General features: G+C 37.9%; 25 protein-coding genes and 2 tRNA genes. 2 read left to right on the top strand and 25 right to left on the bottom strand.

The features are described from left to right. Positions 1 to 38: 38 nt before the first annotated feature. From TZ01_RS04470 to TZ01_RS04435, 8 genes are read right to left on the bottom strand one after another with little or no spacing between them, the layout of a single operon-like run. Positions 39 to 227, bottom strand: a complete 189-nt coding sequence (locus tag TZ01_RS04470) for a hypothetical protein (RefSeq protein ID WP_048101598.1) — start codon at positions 225 to 227, stop codon at positions 39 to 41. A 1-nt stretch (position 228) separates the two neighbouring features. Then, a complete protein-coding gene (locus TZ01_RS04465; RefSeq protein ID WP_156150307.1) occupies positions 229 to 570 on the bottom strand; it encodes a hypothetical protein in 342 nt (113 codons plus the stop codon). Beyond that, positions 542 to 880, bottom strand: a complete 339-nt coding sequence (locus TZ01_RS04460; protein ID WP_048101596.1) for a hypothetical protein — start codon at positions 878 to 880, stop codon at positions 542 to 544. The genes TZ01_RS04465 and TZ01_RS04460 overlap by 29 nt, the downstream gene beginning before the upstream one ends. 10 nt (positions 881 to 890) lie before the next feature. Then, complete coding sequence (locus tag TZ01_RS04455; RefSeq protein ID WP_048101595.1) at positions 891 to 5609, bottom strand: PKD domain-containing protein; 4719 nt, start codon at positions 5607 to 5609, stop codon at positions 891 to 893. A gap of 10 nt (positions 5610 to 5619) precedes the next feature. Then, positions 5620 to 5934, bottom strand: a complete 315-nt coding sequence (locus TZ01_RS04450; protein ID WP_048101594.1) for a hypothetical protein — start codon at positions 5932 to 5934, stop codon at positions 5620 to 5622. Continuing rightward, the gene (locus TZ01_RS04445; RefSeq protein ID WP_048101593.1) at positions 5934 to 6188 is read right to left on the bottom strand and encodes a hypothetical protein; all 255 of its coding nucleotides are present in this window, start codon (positions 6186 to 6188) and stop codon (positions 5934 to 5936) included. The genes TZ01_RS04450 and TZ01_RS04445 overlap by 1 nt, the downstream gene beginning before the upstream one ends. Continuing rightward, positions 6185 to 6475 carry a hypothetical protein gene (locus TZ01_RS04440; RefSeq protein ID WP_048101592.1) on the bottom strand — a complete coding sequence of 97 codons (291 nt, stop codon included), beginning with the start codon at positions 6473 to 6475 and terminating at the stop codon, positions 6185 to 6187. Before TZ01_RS04440 ends, TZ01_RS04445 begins: the two co-directional genes overlap by 4 nt. Continuing rightward, the gene (locus TZ01_RS04435) at positions 6472 to 7518 is read right to left on the bottom strand and encodes a hypothetical protein (RefSeq protein ID WP_156150306.1); all 1047 of its coding nucleotides are present in this window, start codon (positions 7516 to 7518) and stop codon (positions 6472 to 6474) included. Before TZ01_RS04435 ends, TZ01_RS04440 begins: the two co-directional genes overlap by 4 nt. A 266-nt stretch (positions 7519 to 7784) precedes the next feature. On the opposite strand from TZ01_RS04435, the gene TZ01_RS04430 reads away from it, so the two are divergent. Beyond that, complete coding sequence (locus TZ01_RS04430) at positions 7785 to 8612, top strand: hypothetical protein (protein ID WP_048101590.1); 828 nt, start codon at positions 7785 to 7787, stop codon at positions 8610 to 8612. Here the strand turns inward: TZ01_RS04430 and TZ01_RS04425 are convergent. The 12 genes from TZ01_RS04425 to TZ01_RS09575 form a co-directional block, all read right to left on the bottom strand. After that, positions 8586 to 8831: a hypothetical protein gene (locus tag TZ01_RS04425; protein ID WP_156150305.1), complete on the bottom strand. Its 246-nt coding sequence runs from the start codon at positions 8829 to 8831 to the stop codon at positions 8586 to 8588. The two genes, TZ01_RS04430 and TZ01_RS04425, sit on opposite strands and share 27 nt — an antisense overlap. A gap of 13 nt (positions 8832 to 8844) precedes the next feature. After that, on the bottom strand, positions 8845 to 9309 hold the full coding sequence (locus tag TZ01_RS04420; protein ID WP_048101588.1) for a hypothetical protein: 465 nt from the start codon (positions 9307 to 9309) through the stop codon (positions 8845 to 8847). Next, the gene (locus TZ01_RS04415) at positions 9302 to 9865 is read right to left on the bottom strand and encodes a hypothetical protein (RefSeq protein WP_048101587.1); all 564 of its coding nucleotides are present in this window, start codon (positions 9863 to 9865) and stop codon (positions 9302 to 9304) included. The genes TZ01_RS04420 and TZ01_RS04415 overlap by 8 nt, the downstream gene beginning before the upstream one ends. After that, the gene (locus TZ01_RS04410) at positions 9862 to 10728 is read right to left on the bottom strand and encodes a hypothetical protein (protein ID WP_048101586.1); all 867 of its coding nucleotides are present in this window, start codon (positions 10726 to 10728) and stop codon (positions 9862 to 9864) included. The genes TZ01_RS04415 and TZ01_RS04410 overlap by 4 nt, the downstream gene beginning before the upstream one ends. After that, on the bottom strand, positions 10721 to 10930 hold the full coding sequence (locus TZ01_RS04405; RefSeq protein WP_048101585.1) for a hypothetical protein: 210 nt from the start codon (positions 10928 to 10930) through the stop codon (positions 10721 to 10723). The genes TZ01_RS04410 and TZ01_RS04405 overlap by 8 nt, the downstream gene beginning before the upstream one ends. Beyond that, entirely contained in the window at positions 10927 to 11124 is a 198-nt protein-coding gene (locus tag TZ01_RS04400) for a hypothetical protein (protein WP_156150304.1), read from the bottom strand. The genes TZ01_RS04405 and TZ01_RS04400 overlap by 4 nt, the downstream gene beginning before the upstream one ends. After that, a complete protein-coding gene (locus TZ01_RS04395; protein WP_048101583.1) occupies positions 11124 to 11621 on the bottom strand; it encodes a hypothetical protein in 498 nt (165 codons plus the stop codon). Before TZ01_RS04395 ends, TZ01_RS04400 begins: the two co-directional genes overlap by 1 nt. After that, the gene (locus tag TZ01_RS04390; protein WP_048101582.1) at positions 11618 to 11896 is read right to left on the bottom strand and encodes a hypothetical protein; all 279 of its coding nucleotides are present in this window, start codon (positions 11894 to 11896) and stop codon (positions 11618 to 11620) included. The genes TZ01_RS04395 and TZ01_RS04390 overlap by 4 nt, the downstream gene beginning before the upstream one ends. Beyond that, positions 11893 to 12441 carry a hypothetical protein gene (locus TZ01_RS04385; RefSeq protein WP_048101581.1) on the bottom strand — a complete coding sequence of 183 codons (549 nt, stop codon included), beginning with the start codon at positions 12439 to 12441 and terminating at the stop codon, positions 11893 to 11895. The genes TZ01_RS04390 and TZ01_RS04385 overlap by 4 nt, the downstream gene beginning before the upstream one ends. A gap of 269 nt (positions 12442 to 12710) precedes the next feature. Then, the gene (locus tag TZ01_RS04375) at positions 12711 to 13097 is read right to left on the bottom strand and encodes a hypothetical protein (protein WP_048101579.1); all 387 of its coding nucleotides are present in this window, start codon (positions 13095 to 13097) and stop codon (positions 12711 to 12713) included. Next, a complete protein-coding gene (locus TZ01_RS09580; protein WP_156150303.1) occupies positions 13094 to 13240 on the bottom strand; it encodes a hypothetical protein in 147 nt (48 codons plus the stop codon). Before TZ01_RS09580 ends, TZ01_RS04375 begins: the two co-directional genes overlap by 4 nt. After that, positions 13227 to 13403: a hypothetical protein gene (locus TZ01_RS09575; protein ID WP_156150302.1), complete on the bottom strand. Its 177-nt coding sequence runs from the start codon at positions 13401 to 13403 to the stop codon at positions 13227 to 13229. Before TZ01_RS09575 ends, TZ01_RS09580 begins: the two co-directional genes overlap by 14 nt. A gap of 249 nt (positions 13404 to 13652) precedes the next feature. Between TZ01_RS09575 and TZ01_RS04370 the strand changes: the two genes are divergently transcribed. Next, positions 13653 to 14021 carry a hypothetical protein gene (locus TZ01_RS04370; RefSeq protein WP_048101578.1) on the top strand — a complete coding sequence of 123 codons (369 nt, stop codon included), beginning with the start codon at positions 13653 to 13655 and terminating at the stop codon, positions 14019 to 14021. 264 nt (positions 14022 to 14285) lie between these two features. Here TZ01_RS04370 and TZ01_RS04365 read toward each other — a convergent pair. From TZ01_RS04365 to TZ01_RS04345, 5 genes are all read right to left on the bottom strand, one after another. Further along, positions 14286 to 14359, bottom strand: a tRNA-Ile gene (locus tag TZ01_RS04365). A 44-nt stretch (positions 14360 to 14403) separates the two neighbouring features. Next, positions 14404 to 14476, bottom strand: a tRNA-Asn gene (locus TZ01_RS04360). Between the two features lie 60 nt (positions 14477 to 14536). Beyond that, complete coding sequence (locus TZ01_RS04355) at positions 14537 to 14932, bottom strand: hypothetical protein (RefSeq protein ID WP_054964311.1); 396 nt, start codon at positions 14930 to 14932, stop codon at positions 14537 to 14539. 53 nt (positions 14933 to 14985) lie between these two features. Next, positions 14986 to 16935, bottom strand: a complete 1950-nt coding sequence (locus TZ01_RS04350) for a M13 family metallopeptidase (RefSeq protein ID WP_048101576.1) — start codon at positions 16933 to 16935, stop codon at positions 14986 to 14988. Between the two features lie 41 nt (positions 16936 to 16976). Next, a complete protein-coding gene (locus TZ01_RS04345) occupies positions 16977 to 18845 on the bottom strand; it encodes a helicase C-terminal domain-containing protein (protein WP_048101575.1) in 1869 nt (622 codons plus the stop codon). Positions 18846 to 18858 lie beyond the last annotated feature (13 nt).

The raw sequence follows: 18858 nt of genomic DNA, 5'->3' as shown, positions 1-18858 counted from the left end.
GCGGGTTTCTATTTTTGATTTCTTCCTTGCATTTGATATCAATTCAACCACCCAAGAAGGAATGATGCTTTTGACCACCACCCTAGCAGGAATGATGCCTTTGACCCGTATATAAAGAGCTTTATGTCATGGATCAGGTCTCCTAATGTTATGCCGAGCCTGGTGAACACATATACTGCAATCAATATGGAAATAATTGAAAGGACAATATCAAGCACTTTTCCCATCCTAATCCTCCTCGAACCTTCCGTTAGCGATATACGCTATATCAGAATCTATTACCTTCTCCATCCTTGCATTGCCGGCATACTTGGACCTCAATATGGAGAGTTCCGCCATTGTGCCCCCCTTTCCATATTTTGCCACAGCTTTGCCCAGGGCCTTCTTCCTGAGATCATCTGCAAGGTCCAGGGCATAGCCTGCAACGGACAGGCCATGTATATGGGCTTTCTTAAGGTCTGCCTGTGTGATTTTCTTTTTGATTCCGTGGAACCTTCCATTCCCTTTTACGTAGACTCTCCCATCCTTTCTCGTCCTAAATTCAGTCATTTCTTTTTCCTCCGGATACATATTTTATGTCTTCCACTATCCTCGACCTGAGATCTGGCCTGTTGTAGTCAAGCCTGTACAGTTCCCCAAGCTTGCGCAGGGTACCAGTCCTCCCGTACTCCTTTATGGCCGCATTCAATGCAGCATGCTTCCTGGCCTCCGGCCCGTTTATATGGTACCCGAATTTTTCCAGTGAGCCTGGATTTATTATGTCAACGCCGGTAAGGTCCTGCACCTCTTCTCTTGATAGCTGCCTTTCCCTCTTAATGCCCCCGTTTTTTATCGGGGCCTTCCATGTTTTTCCATTTCTTTTTATTGTCCTTATTTTCATTTTTTTTACCTCACTTTACCTTTTTTCCCTGAAGGCGTATTCTCTCTGCCTTCTTTCCGGTCCCCTCGACTATGGTTAAGTCTGGGTTGTCCTCCCTTCTCAGCGATGCCCAGGCTATGATTATTCCAGCAAATGTCAGGACTGTGATGATGAAATTGCTGATCCCCCCGAAAAATGCAATAATGCTGCCGAATGAAAATGTAGAAGACGAGTACTGCGATGTCACTGTAAAAGGTATGGTTATATGGTTGCTCTGGGACTGGTTGTTAAAAGCCACTATTGAAATGGAATAGGCGCCGGCTGGGTAATCCCTCTGGTCCATGGTCAGGTTAAAGTATGCCACTTCCCCGGCCGGTGTATAGGTTGAATTTATCTCGGAAATTACAAGGGCCTGGGATGACATGAAGGCCTCAACTGACACGATTCCGTGTGTTGATAGAACCTTGACCGTGTAGTAATCCTCCGGGCCATTGGATGATTTGGAATACGATATTGATATGGAGCTTGACTTTCCCAGCGGCAGCACATCGATATTCTTTGTTACCGAGGATGATGCACCCAGTGAATCTGTTGCGGTTACCGTTATACTGTAATTTCCCGTGCTTGAGAAGTAGTATAGCTGCGTCTGGCCCGAATATGATACGCCATTGATTACCCAGGAATAGGTGAATGAATTGCTGTCCGGTGCTGATGCAGTAACATTCAATGAATACATTGTATCCACGGGAAGAACTGAAGGAGGCGCAAATGAGACCACAGGCTTCGCTGGAACCATCCTCACTGTGAAGGTTTCAGTATAAGTTTTATTCTCATAATAGAATGTGGCGATAACTGTATTCAATTCATTGTACACCGGGAATTTGTATTTTATGTCCATCCCCTGGATGTTCTGGCCATTTGGCATCGACCAAGTCATATTATAAGGAGATTTTGCGTCCCAGTTTGCTGTAGCATTGAAATAGAAGTACTGTGTTATGTTTTTATTGGTGCTGTAAGATATTGATACCGGGGGTGGAAGGGAAAATATTGTTATGTTAGCATAGCCCTTTGCACCATTTGCTGATGTAACCTCAAAATGCACGGTGTAATTCCCTGCCGGGAAGGAATATATTGGGTTTTGCTCCAGGGAATAATGGCCTGGAGAGAATGTCCAGTTATATGAATAGTCAGAACCACCGAGAACCGATGAGGAGAACTGCACTGAAAGAGGGCCAAGCCCGCTTGTAGTATTGGCTGTTATGGAAACATATAGATTTACAGATAGTGTGTAATTCTTTGTTAATGTGTATCCGGATGAATCTGTAACTTTTACCTCAAATGTGTTGGGCCCTGAAGCTGAAAATACATGGGATATATTGAAGCCTGACAGTGTTTCATCAGAGAAGATCCACGAAACAGAATATGGGCTTATCCCTCCGGTTACATTTGCCTGCATATGAAAAGGCTCTGACGCTGTCGGGGTGCCACTGTAGAGAATTTTTAAAACCGGATCAGGGTAAACCGTGATGTTTGCATATGATGTCGCATCATGGCCGAATGCATCTGATACAGTGAGCTCAACAGCATAATTGCCTGGGTCTGGGAAAGCATATGAAACTGTTGAATTGTCAAATGTGTGCCCATTTATAAGGAACTGATATGAATATGGGCCTATGCCTCCCGTTCCCTGGGCCCTGAAGGTATCAGAGACATTTGCATCTATCTTATAGTGAGAGACAATGATTGAAGATACAGGGTAGCTCACAACATTGACATCAATGATAGATGTTGCAGATTCAGATTCAGCATCTGTAATTTTCACCTGGACTGGATATATGCCGGGGGATGTGAATGAGAACGATATTGAAGTCTGGTTGCCCTCATATGTGCCATTGACATACCATGCCAGAGCATATGGTCCTGTGCCTCCAGATATGGTAGCATTGAATACGTCTGTAGTATTCGGGTCTATGTTAGGATATTTTGCATGTACTGAAACAGATGGCAGGTTGTGAACTATTATAGAAACAGTTGCAGATGCATGGTTTCCAAGAGAATCATAAACAGATACAGAAATATTGAAATCCCCTGGAGAGAACTCGTAATCCATTGAATTAGAATATCCTATAATCCCTATTCCTGAAACTGATATTGTGTAATTATATGGTCCTGTGCCACCAGATATGATAGCGGATATATCCACTGGAAGGCCGGAATCGGTTGTTGTTTTCGATACTGATATCGATATTGATGGTTTTTCATTTACGGTCACATTCATATATGCATAGGCCTTGGCACCCTGGGAATCTACTATAAGGAGGGTAATGTTGTATTTGCCCGTGTCCGGGAATGAGTACTCAAGGTATAATCCAGATAAGGTAGTATTCACGCCATTGATGTACCAGTAGTAATTGTATGGGGCTGTGCCGAATGAGCCGTAGCCTTCCCAGTATGTCTCTGTGCTTACATCAGTTTCATTATTTCCTATGATTGCAGCACTGGGCCTTGCTATAACTTTTATTATTATGCTTGATACCGCCCTTTCCCCTAGTGAATCACTGACTGTTAGATTGACTGTATACGTTCCTGTTTCATTGAATTTTAAATGGAATGATGAAGAATAATTCAGTATTTCTCCTCCCATGGACCATGTATAGTTGAATGGGCCTGTACCTCCGGATACCTCTGCTGTCAAGGTATCATTAACATCCTGGTCTACAGGATTATATTCAGAATTGATTTTTACGGAAGGATCAGGGTTAACAACCTCATTAACCGATGCGGATGCCGTGTTGCCATTTGCATCTGTTACAGTCAGGGATACAGAATAAGTGCCAGAGGATGAAAAAGTGTAATTAACATATGATGCGTAGAATGTATTTCCATTTATGGACCATGTATAGTTGAATGGGCCTGTACCTCCGGATACTACCGCAGAGAAGTTTGCCCATATGCCTGCATCTGTTGGGTTATGCACTGCATGTATGGATACTGAAGGATCAGGATTTACTGTTTCCTTGAATGATGCATTTGCAGAGTGCCCGTCTGAATCGACTATGGTTACATTGACATAGTATGCCCCTGGATTTGAAAACGAATAGGAAAATGATGATGCTGTTGATTCCTGGGCACCGTTGATATACCAGTCATATGTTATTGTCCCGGTTCCTCCAGATTCTGTTGAAGAGAATGAAACAGAATTGCCTGCATCTGTGGGATTCTGAGAGGACTTTATTGATACGGAAGGATTGGGATTTATTGTTACGGAAACTGAAGAAGAATATGTTTCTCCAACTGAATCTGTTACAGTCACTGTAAGTGTGTATGATCCCGATGTGGAAAACGAATAAGAGAAGTCCTGGGAAGTTGAGATTACATTTCCGTTCAATGCCCAGGAATATGAATATGGGCCTGTTCCGCCTGAAGGGGATGAGGAAAACTCTATTGGATAATTTACATCGGCAGATGTCACATTTGATGAGGCGGATACAACAGGATCTGAATTTACGGTTTCGGACATCGATGTATCAACTGAATAATCCGCAGCATCACGCACAGTAAGCTCGATTGTATATGACCCTGAAGCTGAAAATGAGACATTTACATCCTTAGTATAATAATTATTTCCATTTATGGACCATGTATAGTTATATGGTAAGGTGCCGCCTGAGACACTGGAAGAGAATTCAACGGTTTTCCCAACATCTGTTGGGTTCTGCGAGCTTGATATTGCCACAGTTGTATCAGGGTTCACTGTCTGGGTAAGCGAGGTTGATACTGTATTTCCATTGCTGTCGGTTACTGAGTATGTTAGAAGGTATGACCCTGTAGAATCATATGTATATGAGAATGAGGAGGTACTCCCACTTGCAAGCTCACCATCCGATGTGGAAGTGCCGTTATAGAGAACATATGAATATGAGGAATAGGTACCCGAACCACCTGAAACTGATGAATCATATGTAATGCTCTGGCCTAAATCCGATGGGTTATGCGTTTCTGATAAGGATAGGGACAATGCAGGGTCTACCGTTTCAGTCATTGAGTTTGAATAGGTATCTCCTGTGGCATCGGTTACACTAAGTGTTACCAGATAAGACCCTGAGGAGCCGAATGTGTAGGAAAATGAGGAGGATGAAGAGGTTGCCAGGGAAGAATCCGAGGTTGAATCCCCGTTATATATCGTCCATGAATATGTATATGGTGATGTTCCCCCTGAAATGCTGGATGAAAAGGAAACGGACTGCCCTGCATCCGCAGGATTGTGGCTTGCTGATATGGAAACTGAAGAGATATTAGAGTTGACTGTAATTGTGCCTGTTGGAGAATTTCCTGTATCGTCTACAATACCGTGGCCAGCGTCAAATGCATAACAGGCATGCACATAAAAAGTAACAGATGAATCAGAAGTTGGCGTATAAGTAAATGTTTCTGTTCCTGTAGCAAGATTCCAGACATCCTTACAGCTACCATCTACATATGCATATATATTTCCTCCCTCACTAGCAGAGTCTGGGTTATATGTTGTAGAAACAGTGAATGGTATTGTCTGCCCCACGTCATAAGTTGAATGTGGAACTGAAATTGTGGATATAACGATTCCACTGTCAACATTTACACATTCGCTTATTCCTGAGCCTGAACCTGTTTCATTTTCTGGCTGTGAACTGGGCACAGAAGCCAGAGCGGCAAATCCACTTACAAGCATTATTAAAACGAATGCATATGCTATGAGTTTTTTCTTATCCATTAAATATCACCTACACGAATGCCCCCACCACCGGGAGGTCTTTTGCGAAATAAAATGCCAGGAAGCATGCCCCAAGGAATGCCCCCACGGCAATAGTAAAGACAGGAAGGATGAATATTCCCATTCCAGTTGAAAATGAAACTATCCAGGATATTGTGGATTCAACAAGATCCATGATATACCCGAATATCGAATTCAGAAAGGATAAAAATTCAGATAAAAGCAGGGAGAAGACGTAAAGGAGTGTATGCTCAAAGGTAGAGACCGCACTCTTTTTGAGGTCGTGCCCCCAGCTTAATGGATTTAAATATGATAGGAGCCCCATTAGCCCACCACCTTTGCCGAATCAACAACAATGAATACTCCGGATAAGCCTGCTATGGTAATTGCGATGGAAACAACCATCAGCAATGGAATATAAATGCCGTATGGGCCAAATGACGATGCCCAGGAACTGAATACATATGATATTTGATAACCGAAATAATTTACAAGGGCTGTAAAATCAACAGATATAATGTTGATTAGGGATGCAAAAAAAGCGTATATGATTTTGAGAAAATCATAGAAAATATTCATAGGTCATTCTCGAAGCCTGAAACATCCTTTTCCGCATCGATTATATCAAAGAAGATATAGCCAACAAGGATAGCTATGCCTATGCCAACGACGAACATCAAAGGCGCCCATACCCCATACGGGGATAATGAGAATCCGAACGTCTGGAACATTGCAACTATTGACTGGCCTAACCCAGAAAAGGCATCCTGGAATAAAGACCCGAATGCATTGGCTATCTGGCCGAAGAGAGACAGTACGATCTTCCATATACCGTTGAATATAGTCTGCCCTATGCTTGATGTCATTTCCTACCACCTCCTGCTGCTTTTCTCATTGCACCCCTTGCCATATTCACAGGCATATCATACATTGAGAGGCTGAAGAATGCAGAAGCAAGAAGGACTACGCCGCCAAGAAGGTATGTGAACTGCATCACCTGGTATGGGCCGAACACTGTTACTTGGCCGTTGTTTCCGTATGTGTGTATTGCAAGAGACATGGATGTGGCATTTGCAGTGATTTTGAAAACAACCGGAGAGGACTGCACCCCTGTCAGGAGGTTAGGTGAGATATGAATTGCAAGGGAAGTGCTGTTCCCTGAGCTTCCAGAGGTTATCGGGGTGAATGTTTTTGATGAATTGCCGGTGCCCATTACAGCCGTGAAACCTTTGACATTGGCTGCCAGGACTATTTTGGACACTGCGAAATCATTCAGCTCTGCTATGGTGAGGCCTGTTTTGATGTACACTGTATGGCTGTAGGTTGTAACATTGTTTGATGTTGTGGATGGGAAATCAAATGTGGCTGTCCCGTTCACAGAACCGAATGGGACCGGGCCGGAGGAACCTGTTATATATGAAGCCTGGCTTTCACCCTGGAGAACAGGGGAACTGTCATGGCCTGCAACGAATGCATTGCCCACAGCCGCCCCTATGGGGACTATCAGGAGGAATGTTATGAATATGATAAGCAGCGCAATCATGCCCCTGGCACCTTTCGAGGATCCTGATTCAGCTGAGTGGAGGCGGTGCCCGCTGCCAGTCTGGCCACGGAAGCCGTGCTTGTGCTGCCATGCCGCATTCCATGTTACTGCTATGGAGGCGATAAGCACAGAGATAAGGAAAAACACGGCATCAACATTGCCTGACATTGCAGGCCTTATGATGTAGGTTCCAAAATTGTACTCATACCCCAGAAATCCGCCTATTAAACCTCCTATTACGAATGCAGGTATTATCCTTGCCAGGAGATCCTCAATGGTTTTTCCGGGAGGCGTAAACAGCTCGACTATGCTCCATACTATTGCACCCATGATGATTGCCGGGGCGACAACGCCCTGGGTAATCACCACCGTGTGGTGCAAAATCACTATCTGCGGCCTGGACAGTAAAGAGATCAGCAAAAGGAAGGTACCAAAGAGGGCTACTATAACAGCCCCGAAGTCCCAGGATTTATTGGCCCAGTGCCATTTCGGTTTACTTTTGATTTTCTTTGTAGTAACCATAGTAAGATAAGGAGATGGGAGCCTATAACACACGGAGTGCAGCAGATCATGTGCTGCACATGGTTGTTTATAAGGAGATAATTAAATAACAAGGATGATAATACCCATCAATGGGCGTATATCTTGAAATTATATTTACGGTGCTGGGTGGTTTAATAGCAGGAGTTGTGGGTTTATCATCCACTTATGTTTCATTGCGGGCCCATAGAAGGGAAATGCATTTTGAGGAGCACAAAGAAAACCTCAGGCTGCTGGAAAGTGCTTTGAGACAAGGCAAGAGATCATTATGGCCTTTCACAAACGGGGCAGAGGACATAGAGTTGCCTCATAAATATGAAATTACTCCTGCACTTGATACTGGCATTAATTTTATTTTAAACATTCTAGTAACTAAGTATTCTGATAATAATATGTATAGTGTGGACAGCGTGCTTTACAAAGATATAAAAAACCATTTCCATAATTTATGGAAGATGTTAACAAAAACAGATAAGGATATTAAAGAAAATGCTAGAACCACTTTTGAAAAACTCAACGAAATAAGCTCATCAATTTATAAAAGTCTAAATAAAAATAATCCTGAGGTAACTTTCAGGGTCCAAAATATGGCTCCAAATCAAATAGGTGGTGAGAAACCCAAGATAATGTTTAATGATACCGACGAGGATGGCCAATGTTCAGTTGCCGGGGATGTTTTTTTATTTGCTGTAAAAGAAGATGAAAGCGATTGGCCAAATAAAATCGGAATTTTAAAGAAAATTGGATTATATAATACCCTCAAAAATATAGGCGATGCCGTAAACAATGAGATGAAAGATGAGATAAATGAAATGCTAGGAATAAGAGAAAAATTATTTTCTGACATAGATGATTGCATAAATGAAATAGAAAACATTCTCCATCAAACAAAATTAATGGGAAGATGCAAACTCGCCTGAAAGCCTGTAGGAATATACCCTGGAGGTTTTCTGCTTTTCCACAATTGACAGGATAGACAGGATCTTTAACCTGGCTGAAAGCTCGCCATAGCCAATAAGGTACCCATTATATTCCATAATGGTCCTAATTTCATGGACCTTCAGGAACCTGATTGTGGACATTGAATTTATAATATTCCGGTCTACTGAATCAAGCGAAACCTTGAGCGATACTTTCATCGACCATTCGGGGCTATTCATTTGCTACCTCGGTTAATATTAATTCATTCATATTTATTTCTTCCCAGATGAAAGAGCCATTATGAAGATGCCTCTCCCACACACGGAATTTAAATTCCTTATGCCTTCTAGGTTGTTTTACCCATTCCTTCCATACCATCCAGACCTGTATCCTCTGGTATGGAAAATTATACGGGTAGTTTTTATCTATCTTCTGCATTGCATCTGATATATGCCCGCTTGATACTGTAGGGCCAGGCATTAGTTTAACCTGTGCGTATATCATGTTAAAATATCCCTCGGCCTTTACATCAAATGAATTATGGTAGTCATTGTCGCGTGATACCACTATGGTTCTTCCATCTGGCAGATGCAGGATTTTATATGTTCTCGGATGGATTTCACATTTATACCTGTAATCTGACAGGTAATCTGCAACAAAATGCTCGGCCTCATCACCTGATTCTTTTTTATTCATTTTTGCACCTCTTATTTTTGCTTCTCATATTTTCATTATATGCCTTTATATCATGAGGCGTAAGCGTTACCTTAATCCTCAGTGGATTTTTTTCCAGGATAAAGCAATCATTTTCGTGCCTGAATACCCAATTATACAGATATTCCTCTGATTTTTCTGCATCGTAATCAAAAAGATCCATAAATGTTGATGAAGATACTTCAATGCCTGAATATTTCTCTAAGATATTGTCAAGCGGGTTATGATAAATGATATTTTTTTCAAATGTCAATAGCAGGCATTCAGGCATACTTTTAATTTTACTGAACCACTCCTGATTTATTTTTCCATTGACCATTACATCCATGGAAATAACAGAATTATCTATATCTGCTCCATGCTTTTCCTCCACTGATTTAAGGGTGGCTATATGTGCAGGAATGCCTTTAATTGATATAATAAATGTTTCTCCCGGCCTGCTGTATTTCTTTCTGTTCTGGATGTTATACTTCCTTATTGTGGTCCATGTATTGTTATGCAGCTTGTCAAAGGGCAGCAAAAAATCAATTGTGTTCAATGTTCCACCTCTGGTTTACTATTTTTTATTGGAACTTTTAGGAACTTTATAGATTTAATTTCCGAGAATTCATCGCCGATCCTTTCTTCAATGTAATAATTTTTAAAGAATTCTTCAGGATCTTTGAGCTTTTTATATGAAATATGGATTTCAGCCATTGTCCTTCCATAAGCAATGAATTTTACAGAGTAGATATATTTATATGGCGAATTATCCACATAAAACCAGTAGAAAGGATCGAGGTCTTCGTATTCCTTAGAGATCTCTTCAATTACATCTCTGGATGGGAAATTCCCTGCAATGATGTTCTTCTTCAAAGTTAAAAGATCCTGATTTGTTTCCAGTGCAAATGCATAGTAGATTGTAGGAATCCAGTCATCCACAAAGCCTTCGTCATCTCCCATGCCTGCATCTACAAGCAGTTTAAAAAACGCCATGCAGTTTAGATGGTAATGGGCAACCTCATATGGCGCCTCATCGAACCATTCATCATATCCTGGCAATCTCACATATTTATAGTATCTATCACCTTTATTTATATCCAATCCACAAAGAATGCATTTATAGGTTTTTCTTGCCACCGGCGTTGATACAGGGTTTATTTCTTTATCAGGCTTTTCTATTTTTTCCATATCAATTAATTGCTGCCTGTACTCCTTTAAAATTTTTGAATTCTTGGAATAATCATATTTTCTCTGGAATTCAATAGAACATTTATCTGAACAATATAACCTCCTTGGGGCCACTTCCTTGCCGCAGTTAGGGCATTTATGGAGTTTTTTTGCATCGGCCCTGAGGATTAAGGATTCTCTCATCAGGTCAATCCTCTTGTTTTCTATTTTCTGTTTTATATCTTTATTCATATTTTAACGCCTCCTGGAAGTTATCCAGATTTACGTTTGAATTATTATATATCTTACTTCTCTTATTTTCCCTGCGCGCAGATTCAAGGATCATGTCCCTGAAACAGTTATAATGGTACGACATAAGGCCATCAGAATAGAAATTTACATATGATTCAAAGCCGACCCTTATTATCCTGCCGCATTTATCACATTTTTTCATTTCTTCACCTCAAGATTTATTTCGCCATTGTTTTTGATAAACTGGAATACTGGCGGGGCAATTTCAATATTATATTTCCCCGTCTGAGGATCAAAAGAAACCACGCTTACTGCGAATTTGGCCCTGATTTCTGTCCCGTCTTTCAATTTTATTATTGTTACCGCATCGTCGCTTTCAAAATCTATTCGTTTCATCATTCTTTCACCTCAACGCATAAATAATCATCTAAACTCTTTTCGCTTAAATTTACATTAGAATTCTCAATTATGTGCCGTCTTTTTTCATTGATTTTTTTCATATTAGACCTTGCTTTTTCTTTCTCAATTTCATCCATCTCTGTATTCCTGGATCTTTTTCTTACAAAATGTAGTATTTTGTCTATTTTATAAAATTCCTTATAAGGGAATATAAAAACAGCCTCTTCAGAGTCCTTATCTATTTTCTGATCTAATATCCTGGCAATCTGTGGCCAGTATCTTTTATGGTCCTTGAGATAAAGTACCAGTTTATCGCTTGAATACTTTGATATGTTTGATGGGGTGGGAAAGAATTTTTCAGGCTTGGAGCCTCTGACCCTGATCATCTCATAATAAGAAAGATCCAGAGAATCTTTTCTTGCAATATCATAGTCCTCTGTTTTTTCTATTTTATATTTTCCAAGGTCTTTGAGATTTTGAAAATATAGTATCATTGTTTATCACCTATTAAAACAGAATTATTGTAAATATCATTTATATCCTTGAGCCAGCATACAAAATTATGTGTCTCTGGAGAGTCAAATATGGTATTCAAAACAAATATTCTCTCATTGTCTATATATAAAAATTGATTCTTGAAAACCACTATAAAATTCCTGCCGTGCCTAAATGATATCATAGTTTTTGGCCTGTAAACGTTTTTCTCATATCTTATAAGATTTAATCTATTTACAAGTTTTTCTTTGTTATATAACGAGATTGTATTCATTTTATCACACCTGACTGCATGAATTCAGAAAACATTTTTTTGAACCTTGCCCTAGAATCAGGGTCCACTTTTGTAAGGATCTTAAATTTGTATTTCCTAAATTCCTCAAGTTCAGAACTCACAGAAATTTGACCCTGGTTTATGTCGTTAATATACAATTCCCTATCAGGAAAATCGAATATTGGTGTATTATTTGGTATTTTCCCCTCTTGCAGCCATTTCTTCAACACAAAGGCTTCAAGGTAGTCCTCCAGGAACTGTTCCTTTTCATGCTCCTTCTTTAATGCTAATGAATCCTTCATAGACTTGCACAAAGCTTTTTTCGTGGCCAGCTCTGTTTCAATATCTGAAATTTCAGCCTGTAGTTCTGCAAGTTCAATTTCTTGAGTTTTCTCAAGCCTTTCACTCAGGAAATCTCTGACCATCTGCGATGCATTGAGTCCCAATCTTTCTATAGCTTCTTTTTCCCACATTTCAACATGTACCAGCATAGGTACAAGCCTGAATTTTGGGTCTTTTATTTTTCCTTTTGATTTTTCTTCCATTTTTCCACCTTTTATTTTTATATTTTTATATTTTCTATTTTATTCTTATACAAAGAAAAAGTAGTAAAAAGAAATAATAAGAGTATAATATATAATAAAAAAATAAAAAGATATATATGATATATATCTTTTTTTTAAAAAAAATAATAAGATACAGAATTTTTTTTCTGCGAATTTTTTAAATATTGCCATGGTGATATCTAGCACGCCAAAACAGTTTTTAGATATCATATTTTTTTTGAAAAAATTTTTAGCATTCATTGCGAAATTCATTGTGAATCATCTTCTATATTTTTTAATGCATCCATGTATATCTTCCTTGCCTGTTCCATCCATTCTTTTTCAGGGCCTGCAAGATTAAATGCATTATAATCGTCATATACTGAATATTGTAGGATCTTCGACAGCCTGATCTTCATAAATGAAGAAAAATCGCTATTCAGATGCCCCTCAATAGATACAATTTTCATGTATTCATCCATGTTTCCCTCATTTAATGCTCTCTCCTTCTCTGATTTGATGTACCTAAAAGCCTCTGAAATGGAGCTGTAAAAATTATTATCTAGCGATGCAATCTTTCTCTGCTTCCTTTCTAAGTACATAAATGATGAAAGCTTTGCCGATATTTCATTGATATCCAGATTATTACATGTCATTTTTTCCACCCCTTGAATATCTGAAATACATACTTTTTCACATCCTTTATATCATTCTCTGAGACCTGATCTATGGTTTTACTCATAGAATCAAGGTCCATGCTTGATATATCTTTAGTGTGAGATGTTTTAATGGCCTTCATATGCCTCATCCCCTAAAATGTAATAATACAGTGCCTCATCGGCATTAACCGGCTCTTCCACATGGAAATGGTTCCATACGCGCATGATTGTACGTGCTGGGGCCATCCCATACCTTTTCCTTAAATTATAATAAACATTAGAATCTATAACCATGGATTGCATGGATTAATCCCTCCAAATTGGGGAAGATAGGAATGAACTCCCTTCGGTCCATTATATAAAAATTAAAAATTCCAAAATAAATTTTAAAAATCAAAACAAACAGGAAACTAAAATTTTAAAACAATTAATACGTGATAAATATACTGCTGAAACATTTCTAAATAATTAATTATAAAAATACCTGAATTAATTAAATTTATACATAATTTGTAAAAAGTTTTTAAATAATATGATTTATTTAAAAAAAGTATGAACACAAAAACAATTGATGTATTAAGATGGCTTGCAATACTGGGCTCATCCATATGGGCAGGAATTCACATGACACTGCTTGGTATAAAATTACCATACATAGTAAAGGTATTTTTTGGATTTGTAATTGCAATATCCATAGTATCCGCAATGATATACGTTAGTGATAAAAAGAGTTTTTATCTTCCTGTTTTTATTTTTTATATTCTTGATACAGCCTTATTGCTTGAATCAAGAATAACCATTGCTCCGGTATTTGGAAAAAGATTACCATGGACTGCATCTGCCCTGGACAGTATAATTTTGGATGTTATACTGATTATATTATCCGGCATCATATATTTTATTGGAAGAAAATCCAATTAATCCCTTATTTTTATTGTACTATGGCCTAAAACTTTAACTTATATAATCAAAACCTTAATTATATTTTTAAGTTTAGGTTAATTAAACATTATACAGGTGCAAACATTTTGGTCACAGGTCGTTAAGGTCTACCCAGAGGTATACCCATTTATCAAATTCGGAGGCGGCAAAGGATATGAAATCAAAGCTTAAGGAGCTTTTTCAGGCAAAAATAGGTTTAAATAAAAAGGCTCAAAAAATACATGAACCTGCACATATACTTAATGGGGCTGGCCGGGTTTGAACCGACGACCACCTGGTTATGAGCCAGGCGCTCTACCTAGCTGAGCTACAACCCCTTCCAAGCATTATTACTTTTTCACTTTTAAATCTTTTTAATGAGCGCCGTCAGTCGGGTTTGAACCGACGACCGCTCGGTTAACAGCCGAGTGCTCTACCTACTGAGCTATGGCGGCACTGTTATTAGTAATTACATTCTTATTTTTAAGATTTTCCGTTTTTAAATATTAATAAAATTAAAATTCAAATCTTAATTTACCATCCTCATTTATATTAACTCCATTTATTTTATTTATAACTAATTTGATTCTGTATTTATCCTCCATTATGGAATGTTTTTCAAATAATTTAGCCGCATCATTTGTAAAAAACAATCCATCATTTGGGCCGCATCCTGAGGGTTTTAGATACATCCTCATTTTTATATTGGAGAGTTCTTTAAGATCCTCTGTATTTAAATAATCCTTAATGGCATATACAGAAATTATCTCAACATCCATTTCTGAATCATTTTTAATGCCAAGTTTTGATGATAGATATAATGATCTGATGGGTATATAAAATCTTGATGCATCATCATAGGCAGGTCTTAAAAATTTTTCAGACTTGATAATCGAATCCACTTCTATCATTGTATGCATAATTTCATAATTATAAATAAAAATAATCATATTGAAAATAAAATTTACCAGATTATTATTTTTTCATGTTTTCTATTTTCTTTATTGTATCCATTAAAAACCATTTCAAAATCTGGATGATTCCATACCGGTATCTCCCCCCTAAATCTGGCCGGGGCATGTGGATCTATTGTAATAAGCCTTTTTATCTCATTTTCCCTTATCTTCCCGCGCCATACCTGTGACCACGCAATGAAAAATCTCTGCTCAGGTGTAAATCCATCTATATTTTTCCTTAATTCAGGATGTTTTCCCAGATGTTTTTTCAATGCTGCATAGGCTATTGTTACGCCGCCTATATCCGCAATATTCTCCCCAAGCGTGAGCCTGCCATTAACCTTTAGTCCGGGAAGTATTTCCAGTGAACCATAAAGTTCTGCAATTTTATTTGCAATATTATTAAAGGCATCCTCATCCTCCCTTGTCCACCAGTCTGTTAAATTTCCATTTTCATCAAAATGACGCCCCTCATCATCATAACCATGCGTTATTTCATGTGCTATTATGCCGCCTATGCCACCATAATTCACCGGGTCATCCATATCAGGATCAAAAAATGGTGGCTGAAGAATTCCAGCAGGAAACACAATTTCATTTGCAAGCGGGTTAAAATATGCATTTACTGTGGGGGGCGTCATCTCCCACTCGGTATGGTCAACAGCCTTTCCTGATCTATTAATCTGCCTGTTTATTTCAAAAATTTCTGATCTGAATACATTTCCAAAATAATCATCCGGTCTGATTAAAAGACCCTTATAATCCCTGAATTTTTCTGGATAACCTATTTTTGTTGTAAACCTTGAGAATTTATTAAGCGCCCTTGATTTTGTTTCATCACCCATCCATTTTACATTTTTTAATCTCTCACTAAATGCATCCTTTATGTCATTAACCATTATTTCCATTTTTTTCCTTGCATTCTCACCAAAATATTTTTCTACATAAAGTTTACCAAGGGCCTCACCAATGGATGCATCAATAACCTTCACAGCAATCTTCCACCTATCCTCCTGCTTTTCCTGCCCCAAAAGAATCTGCTTATAGAATCTAAAATTTTCATCCCGTACCTCCCTGTGCAGGAACGGTGCAGACTGATTCAGAACGTTCCATATCATGTAATGCCTTATTTTTTTTATGTCAAAATTTTCAATTATTTGCGATACACGCTCAAAGAATTCGGGCTGGCCTATTATAACATAGTCTGATGGCATATTTATGAACCTGAGAAAGCGCAAAAGATTTAACCCGGTAAATTTATTTTTTAAATCTTCTAATTCCATTTTATTGTAGTTTTTTTCAGGATCTCTTAGCTCCTCCCTGGGCCTGCTGGCCCCTGCAAGCTCCATTTCAATTTCAAGCACATCATTTACCGCCATTTCAGGATTTTCAAGCCCATAATAGCCAAAAATATTTTTTACATATTTTTTGTATTCATTCAGAATTCCTTTAAAATTAGAATTAAGGTAATACTCACGATCAGGAAGTGATAATCCTGACTGTCCCATGTAAAATCCATATATATTACTATTTTTTGCATCTGGTTCTGTTCCAATAGCAAAAAATAAGGAAAAACCCTGCATTAAAAGGTTTGCCATAAGATCAGGAATTTTGCTCCTGTCATTAAGTTCCTGTATTTCACTGATTATTTTTTCAACAGGCTGGAATTTTATTTTATCTATTAGGTCAGTATTCATTGCAGATTTATAGAAATCACCAACAATTTTTTCCTCATAATTTGGGTCTTTTTTTGTAGATGCCTCCTCACATATTTTTCCAAGCAATTTTTGATTCCTATCATACAGAATAGAAAATGCCTCATACCTTACCTTGTCTGGGGGTATTTCATACCTTTCAAGCCATTTCCCGTTGGCAAATGTATAAAAATCCTTAAAAGGATCAATGCTTTTATCCATGTATTCCACAGAAAATTTTAATTCCTTTTCCAGATCATCCATTATTTCTAATATCAGTATTTTATTTAAAAATTTTGAGCATATTAATTATTTAATAAATTATCCCTCCAGTATTTTGAATCAAAGCGGTCATCGCACAGATATATATTTGCCACGTCATCTGGAGATCTCGTTGACCGTCCAGCTGCCTGTTTTATTTTTATGAGTGCATACTCATAATAAAGTATGCTGTATATATTTTCACCGCTGAGTGTTTTTTCAAGATATTTTATCTTATTTTTCCTGTAATCATCAAGTGGCATCAATGGCAGGCCTGCTATAATAACATCACTTATCAGGCTTCTGTTATTCTTTGTTATCTGTATGCCCTCAAGAAGCCTGCCGCCATGAACTGAAAAAATAATTAATTTATCAGATAGAGCCTTTTTAATTATTAATGAGTATGTTAATTTTTTATTTTCAAAGACAGAAAAAGGCCTTAATTCATCAGGTAGGTAATCTGCAATTCCAGGAATTCTCTTATCATGGTCTCCATAAAGTATTTTATATGATGGTACAGCAACAAGAACAGAATTTATTGAGTTACTGTATGTTTTTATGATAAATTCCATATATTTTTTTAAAATATCTGACCAGATCTCAGTATTATCCCGGTATCTGCCAAGTGTTGAAAAACCCTTTACGATACTATATTTTTTAACACCACCAGTATTGTAAAATATATCATTTACCCTTATATACAGCATATTCTCAAAATTCCAGATCTTTGAAATATGGTCAGCGGATGGCATGGTTCCGGACATGAATAACACGGGCTTATTTTTCAAAAATTTAAGATATTCTGATGTATTATAGTACATAATCCTCAGTCTTTTATATGGATCGCCCCTCTCTGGATAAAATTTTTGTGAGTATATATCACCATTTTCAAGCCTCTGTGCATCATAAAGAAAGTTATAAACAGTCTCCAGGTAATTCCTCCTTCTTTCCTTTATGGGTCTGTTATCATTAATTGCCTGAAATTTTTCAGAAAAAATTTGGATATAATTAATATCACCGAGCCTTGATTTCACATCATCTGAAAACCTGAAAAGTTTTAAATCATCACCCGATTTTGTGCCCTCAATATCCTTTTCAAGTTTCTCCAGGAGCAGATTTGCGCCTATTCTTTCATGGCATTTATATTCCTCAAGGGGAAAGGTATCCACAAGTTCATTAATCGAACCATTCACTGTTTTTTCTGATATTGATCTTCCAAAGTTTTCAATGACCGAATCTATGTTGTGTGCCTCATCGAAAATAATATAGTAATCGTTTATATCCATGGATTCCTCACCCTCTGTCCCATGAAATATATTAAATCTGATTGATGGATTTAAAAGGTAATTGTATGTCATTGCCACAACAGTTGCATTTTTCATTGAGGACCTTACAGAATAATACGGGCAGTATGCGGTTATATTGCCATTGCCAGTCTGGATTAGATTTCCCTTTGAATCCCTTTTAATTAAATTATTATTTATGTCATTACGGATGTTTTCAATGGATAATGATATTATTTTGTTATAATAATCATCCGGTGGCATTTTAATATGCATATCAATATCCATAATTTTATCCTTTAAAATACATCCCTTGCAGACGTTTTTTTGTGATTCCTCATCAGAATCATACCATCTTTCCTTTAACGGACAAAGTGTGCTTTTTCCATAAAGGTATATTACCGGTAGGTCAAAATATTTAATATTATCCTCATAAAGCCTGGTGAATTCATTATGTGTCCTTGTTACATAAATGAGCTTTTTGCCTGACATGAATGATAAATATAAAATAAAGCTGGTTTTGCCGGAACCTGTTGGGGCCTCAAGGGCTATAACATTTCTGTCCTCAAGATTTTTTTCAACCGTGCCAAATAAATGGCCCTGCCATTCCCTTGGATGAAAAGGTTCCATGTTATTATTATGA

Origin of the sequence: Acidiplasma sp. MBA-1 (assembly GCF_000949015.1) — an archaeon.
Classification (GTDB): Archaea; Thermoplasmatota; Thermoplasmata; order Thermoplasmatales; family Thermoplasmataceae; genus Acidiplasma; species Acidiplasma aeolicum.
This window is presented reverse-complemented; position numbering and strand designations above follow the sequence as displayed.

Bases quoted from the DNA above. Each gene is read 5' to 3' on its own strand.
- TZ01_RS04405 (WP_048101585.1), bottom strand. From the start codon at position 10,930: ATGAAAAAATGTGATAAATGCGGCAGGATAATAAGGGTCGGCTTTGAA.
- TZ01_RS04440 (WP_048101592.1), bottom strand. From the start codon at position 6,475: ATGACATCAAGCATAGGGCAGACTATATTCAACGGTATATGGAAGATC.
- TZ01_RS04455 (WP_048101595.1), bottom strand. From the start codon at position 5,609: ATGGATAAGAAAAAACTCATAGCATATGCATTCGTTTTAATAATGCTT.
- TZ01_RS04385 (WP_048101581.1), bottom strand. From the start codon at position 12,441: ATGGAAGAAAAATCAAAAGGAAAAATAAAAGACCCAAAATTCAGGCTT.
- TZ01_RS04355 (WP_054964311.1), bottom strand. From the start codon at position 14,932: ATGATAGAAGTGGATTCGATTATCAAGTCTGAAAAATTTTTAAGACCT.
- TZ01_RS04460 (WP_048101596.1), bottom strand. From the start codon at position 880: ATGAAAATAAGGACAATAAAAAGAAATGGAAAAACATGGAAGGCCCCG.
- TZ01_RS04470 (WP_048101598.1), bottom strand. From the start codon at position 227: ATGGGAAAAGTGCTTGATATTGTCCTTTCAATTATTTCCATATTGATT.
- TZ01_RS04465 (WP_156150307.1), bottom strand. From the start codon at position 570: ATGTATCCGGAGGAAAAAGAAATGACTGAATTTAGGACGAGAAAGGAT.
- TZ01_RS09580 (WP_156150303.1), bottom strand. From the start codon at position 13,240: ATGAAGGCCATTAAAACATCTCACACTAAAGATATATCAAGCATGGAC.
- TZ01_RS04390 (WP_048101582.1), bottom strand. From the start codon at position 11,896: ATGAATACAATCTCGTTATATAACAAAGAAAAACTTGTAAATAGATTA.
- TZ01_RS04400 (WP_156150304.1), bottom strand. From the start codon at position 11,124: ATGAAACGAATAGATTTTGAAAGCGACGATGCGGTAACAATAATAAAA.
- TZ01_RS04425 (WP_156150305.1), bottom strand. From the start codon at position 8,831: ATGAAAGTATCGCTCAAGGTTTCGCTTGATTCAGTAGACCGGAATATT.
- TZ01_RS04370 (WP_048101578.1), top strand. From the start codon at position 13,653: ATGAACACAAAAACAATTGATGTATTAAGATGGCTTGCAATACTGGGC.
- TZ01_RS04345 (WP_048101575.1), bottom strand. From the start codon at position 18,845: ATGGAACCTTTTCATCCAAGGGAATGGCAGGGCCATTTATTTGGCACG.
- TZ01_RS04420 (WP_048101588.1), bottom strand. From the start codon at position 9,309: ATGAATAAAAAAGAATCAGGTGATGAGGCCGAGCATTTTGTTGCAGAT.
- TZ01_RS04350 (WP_048101576.1), bottom strand. From the start codon at position 16,935: ATGGATGATCTGGAAAAGGAATTAAAATTTTCTGTGGAATACATGGAT.
- TZ01_RS04450 (WP_048101594.1), bottom strand. From the start codon at position 5,934: ATGGGGCTCCTATCATATTTAAATCCATTAAGCTGGGGGCACGACCTC.
- TZ01_RS09575 (WP_156150302.1), bottom strand. From the start codon at position 13,403: ATGCAATCCATGGTTATAGATTCTAATGTTTATTATAATTTAAGGAAA.
- TZ01_RS04430 (WP_048101590.1), top strand. From the start codon at position 7,785: ATGGGCGTATATCTTGAAATTATATTTACGGTGCTGGGTGGTTTAATA.
- TZ01_RS04410 (WP_048101586.1), bottom strand. From the start codon at position 10,728: ATGAATAAAGATATAAAACAGAAAATAGAAAACAAGAGGATTGACCTG.
- TZ01_RS04445 (WP_048101593.1), bottom strand. From the start codon at position 6,188: ATGAATATTTTCTATGATTTTCTCAAAATCATATACGCTTTTTTTGCA.
- TZ01_RS04395 (WP_048101583.1), bottom strand. From the start codon at position 11,621: ATGATACTATATTTTCAAAATCTCAAAGACCTTGGAAAATATAAAATA.
- TZ01_RS04375 (WP_048101579.1), bottom strand. From the start codon at position 13,097: ATGACATGTAATAATCTGGATATCAATGAAATATCGGCAAAGCTTTCA.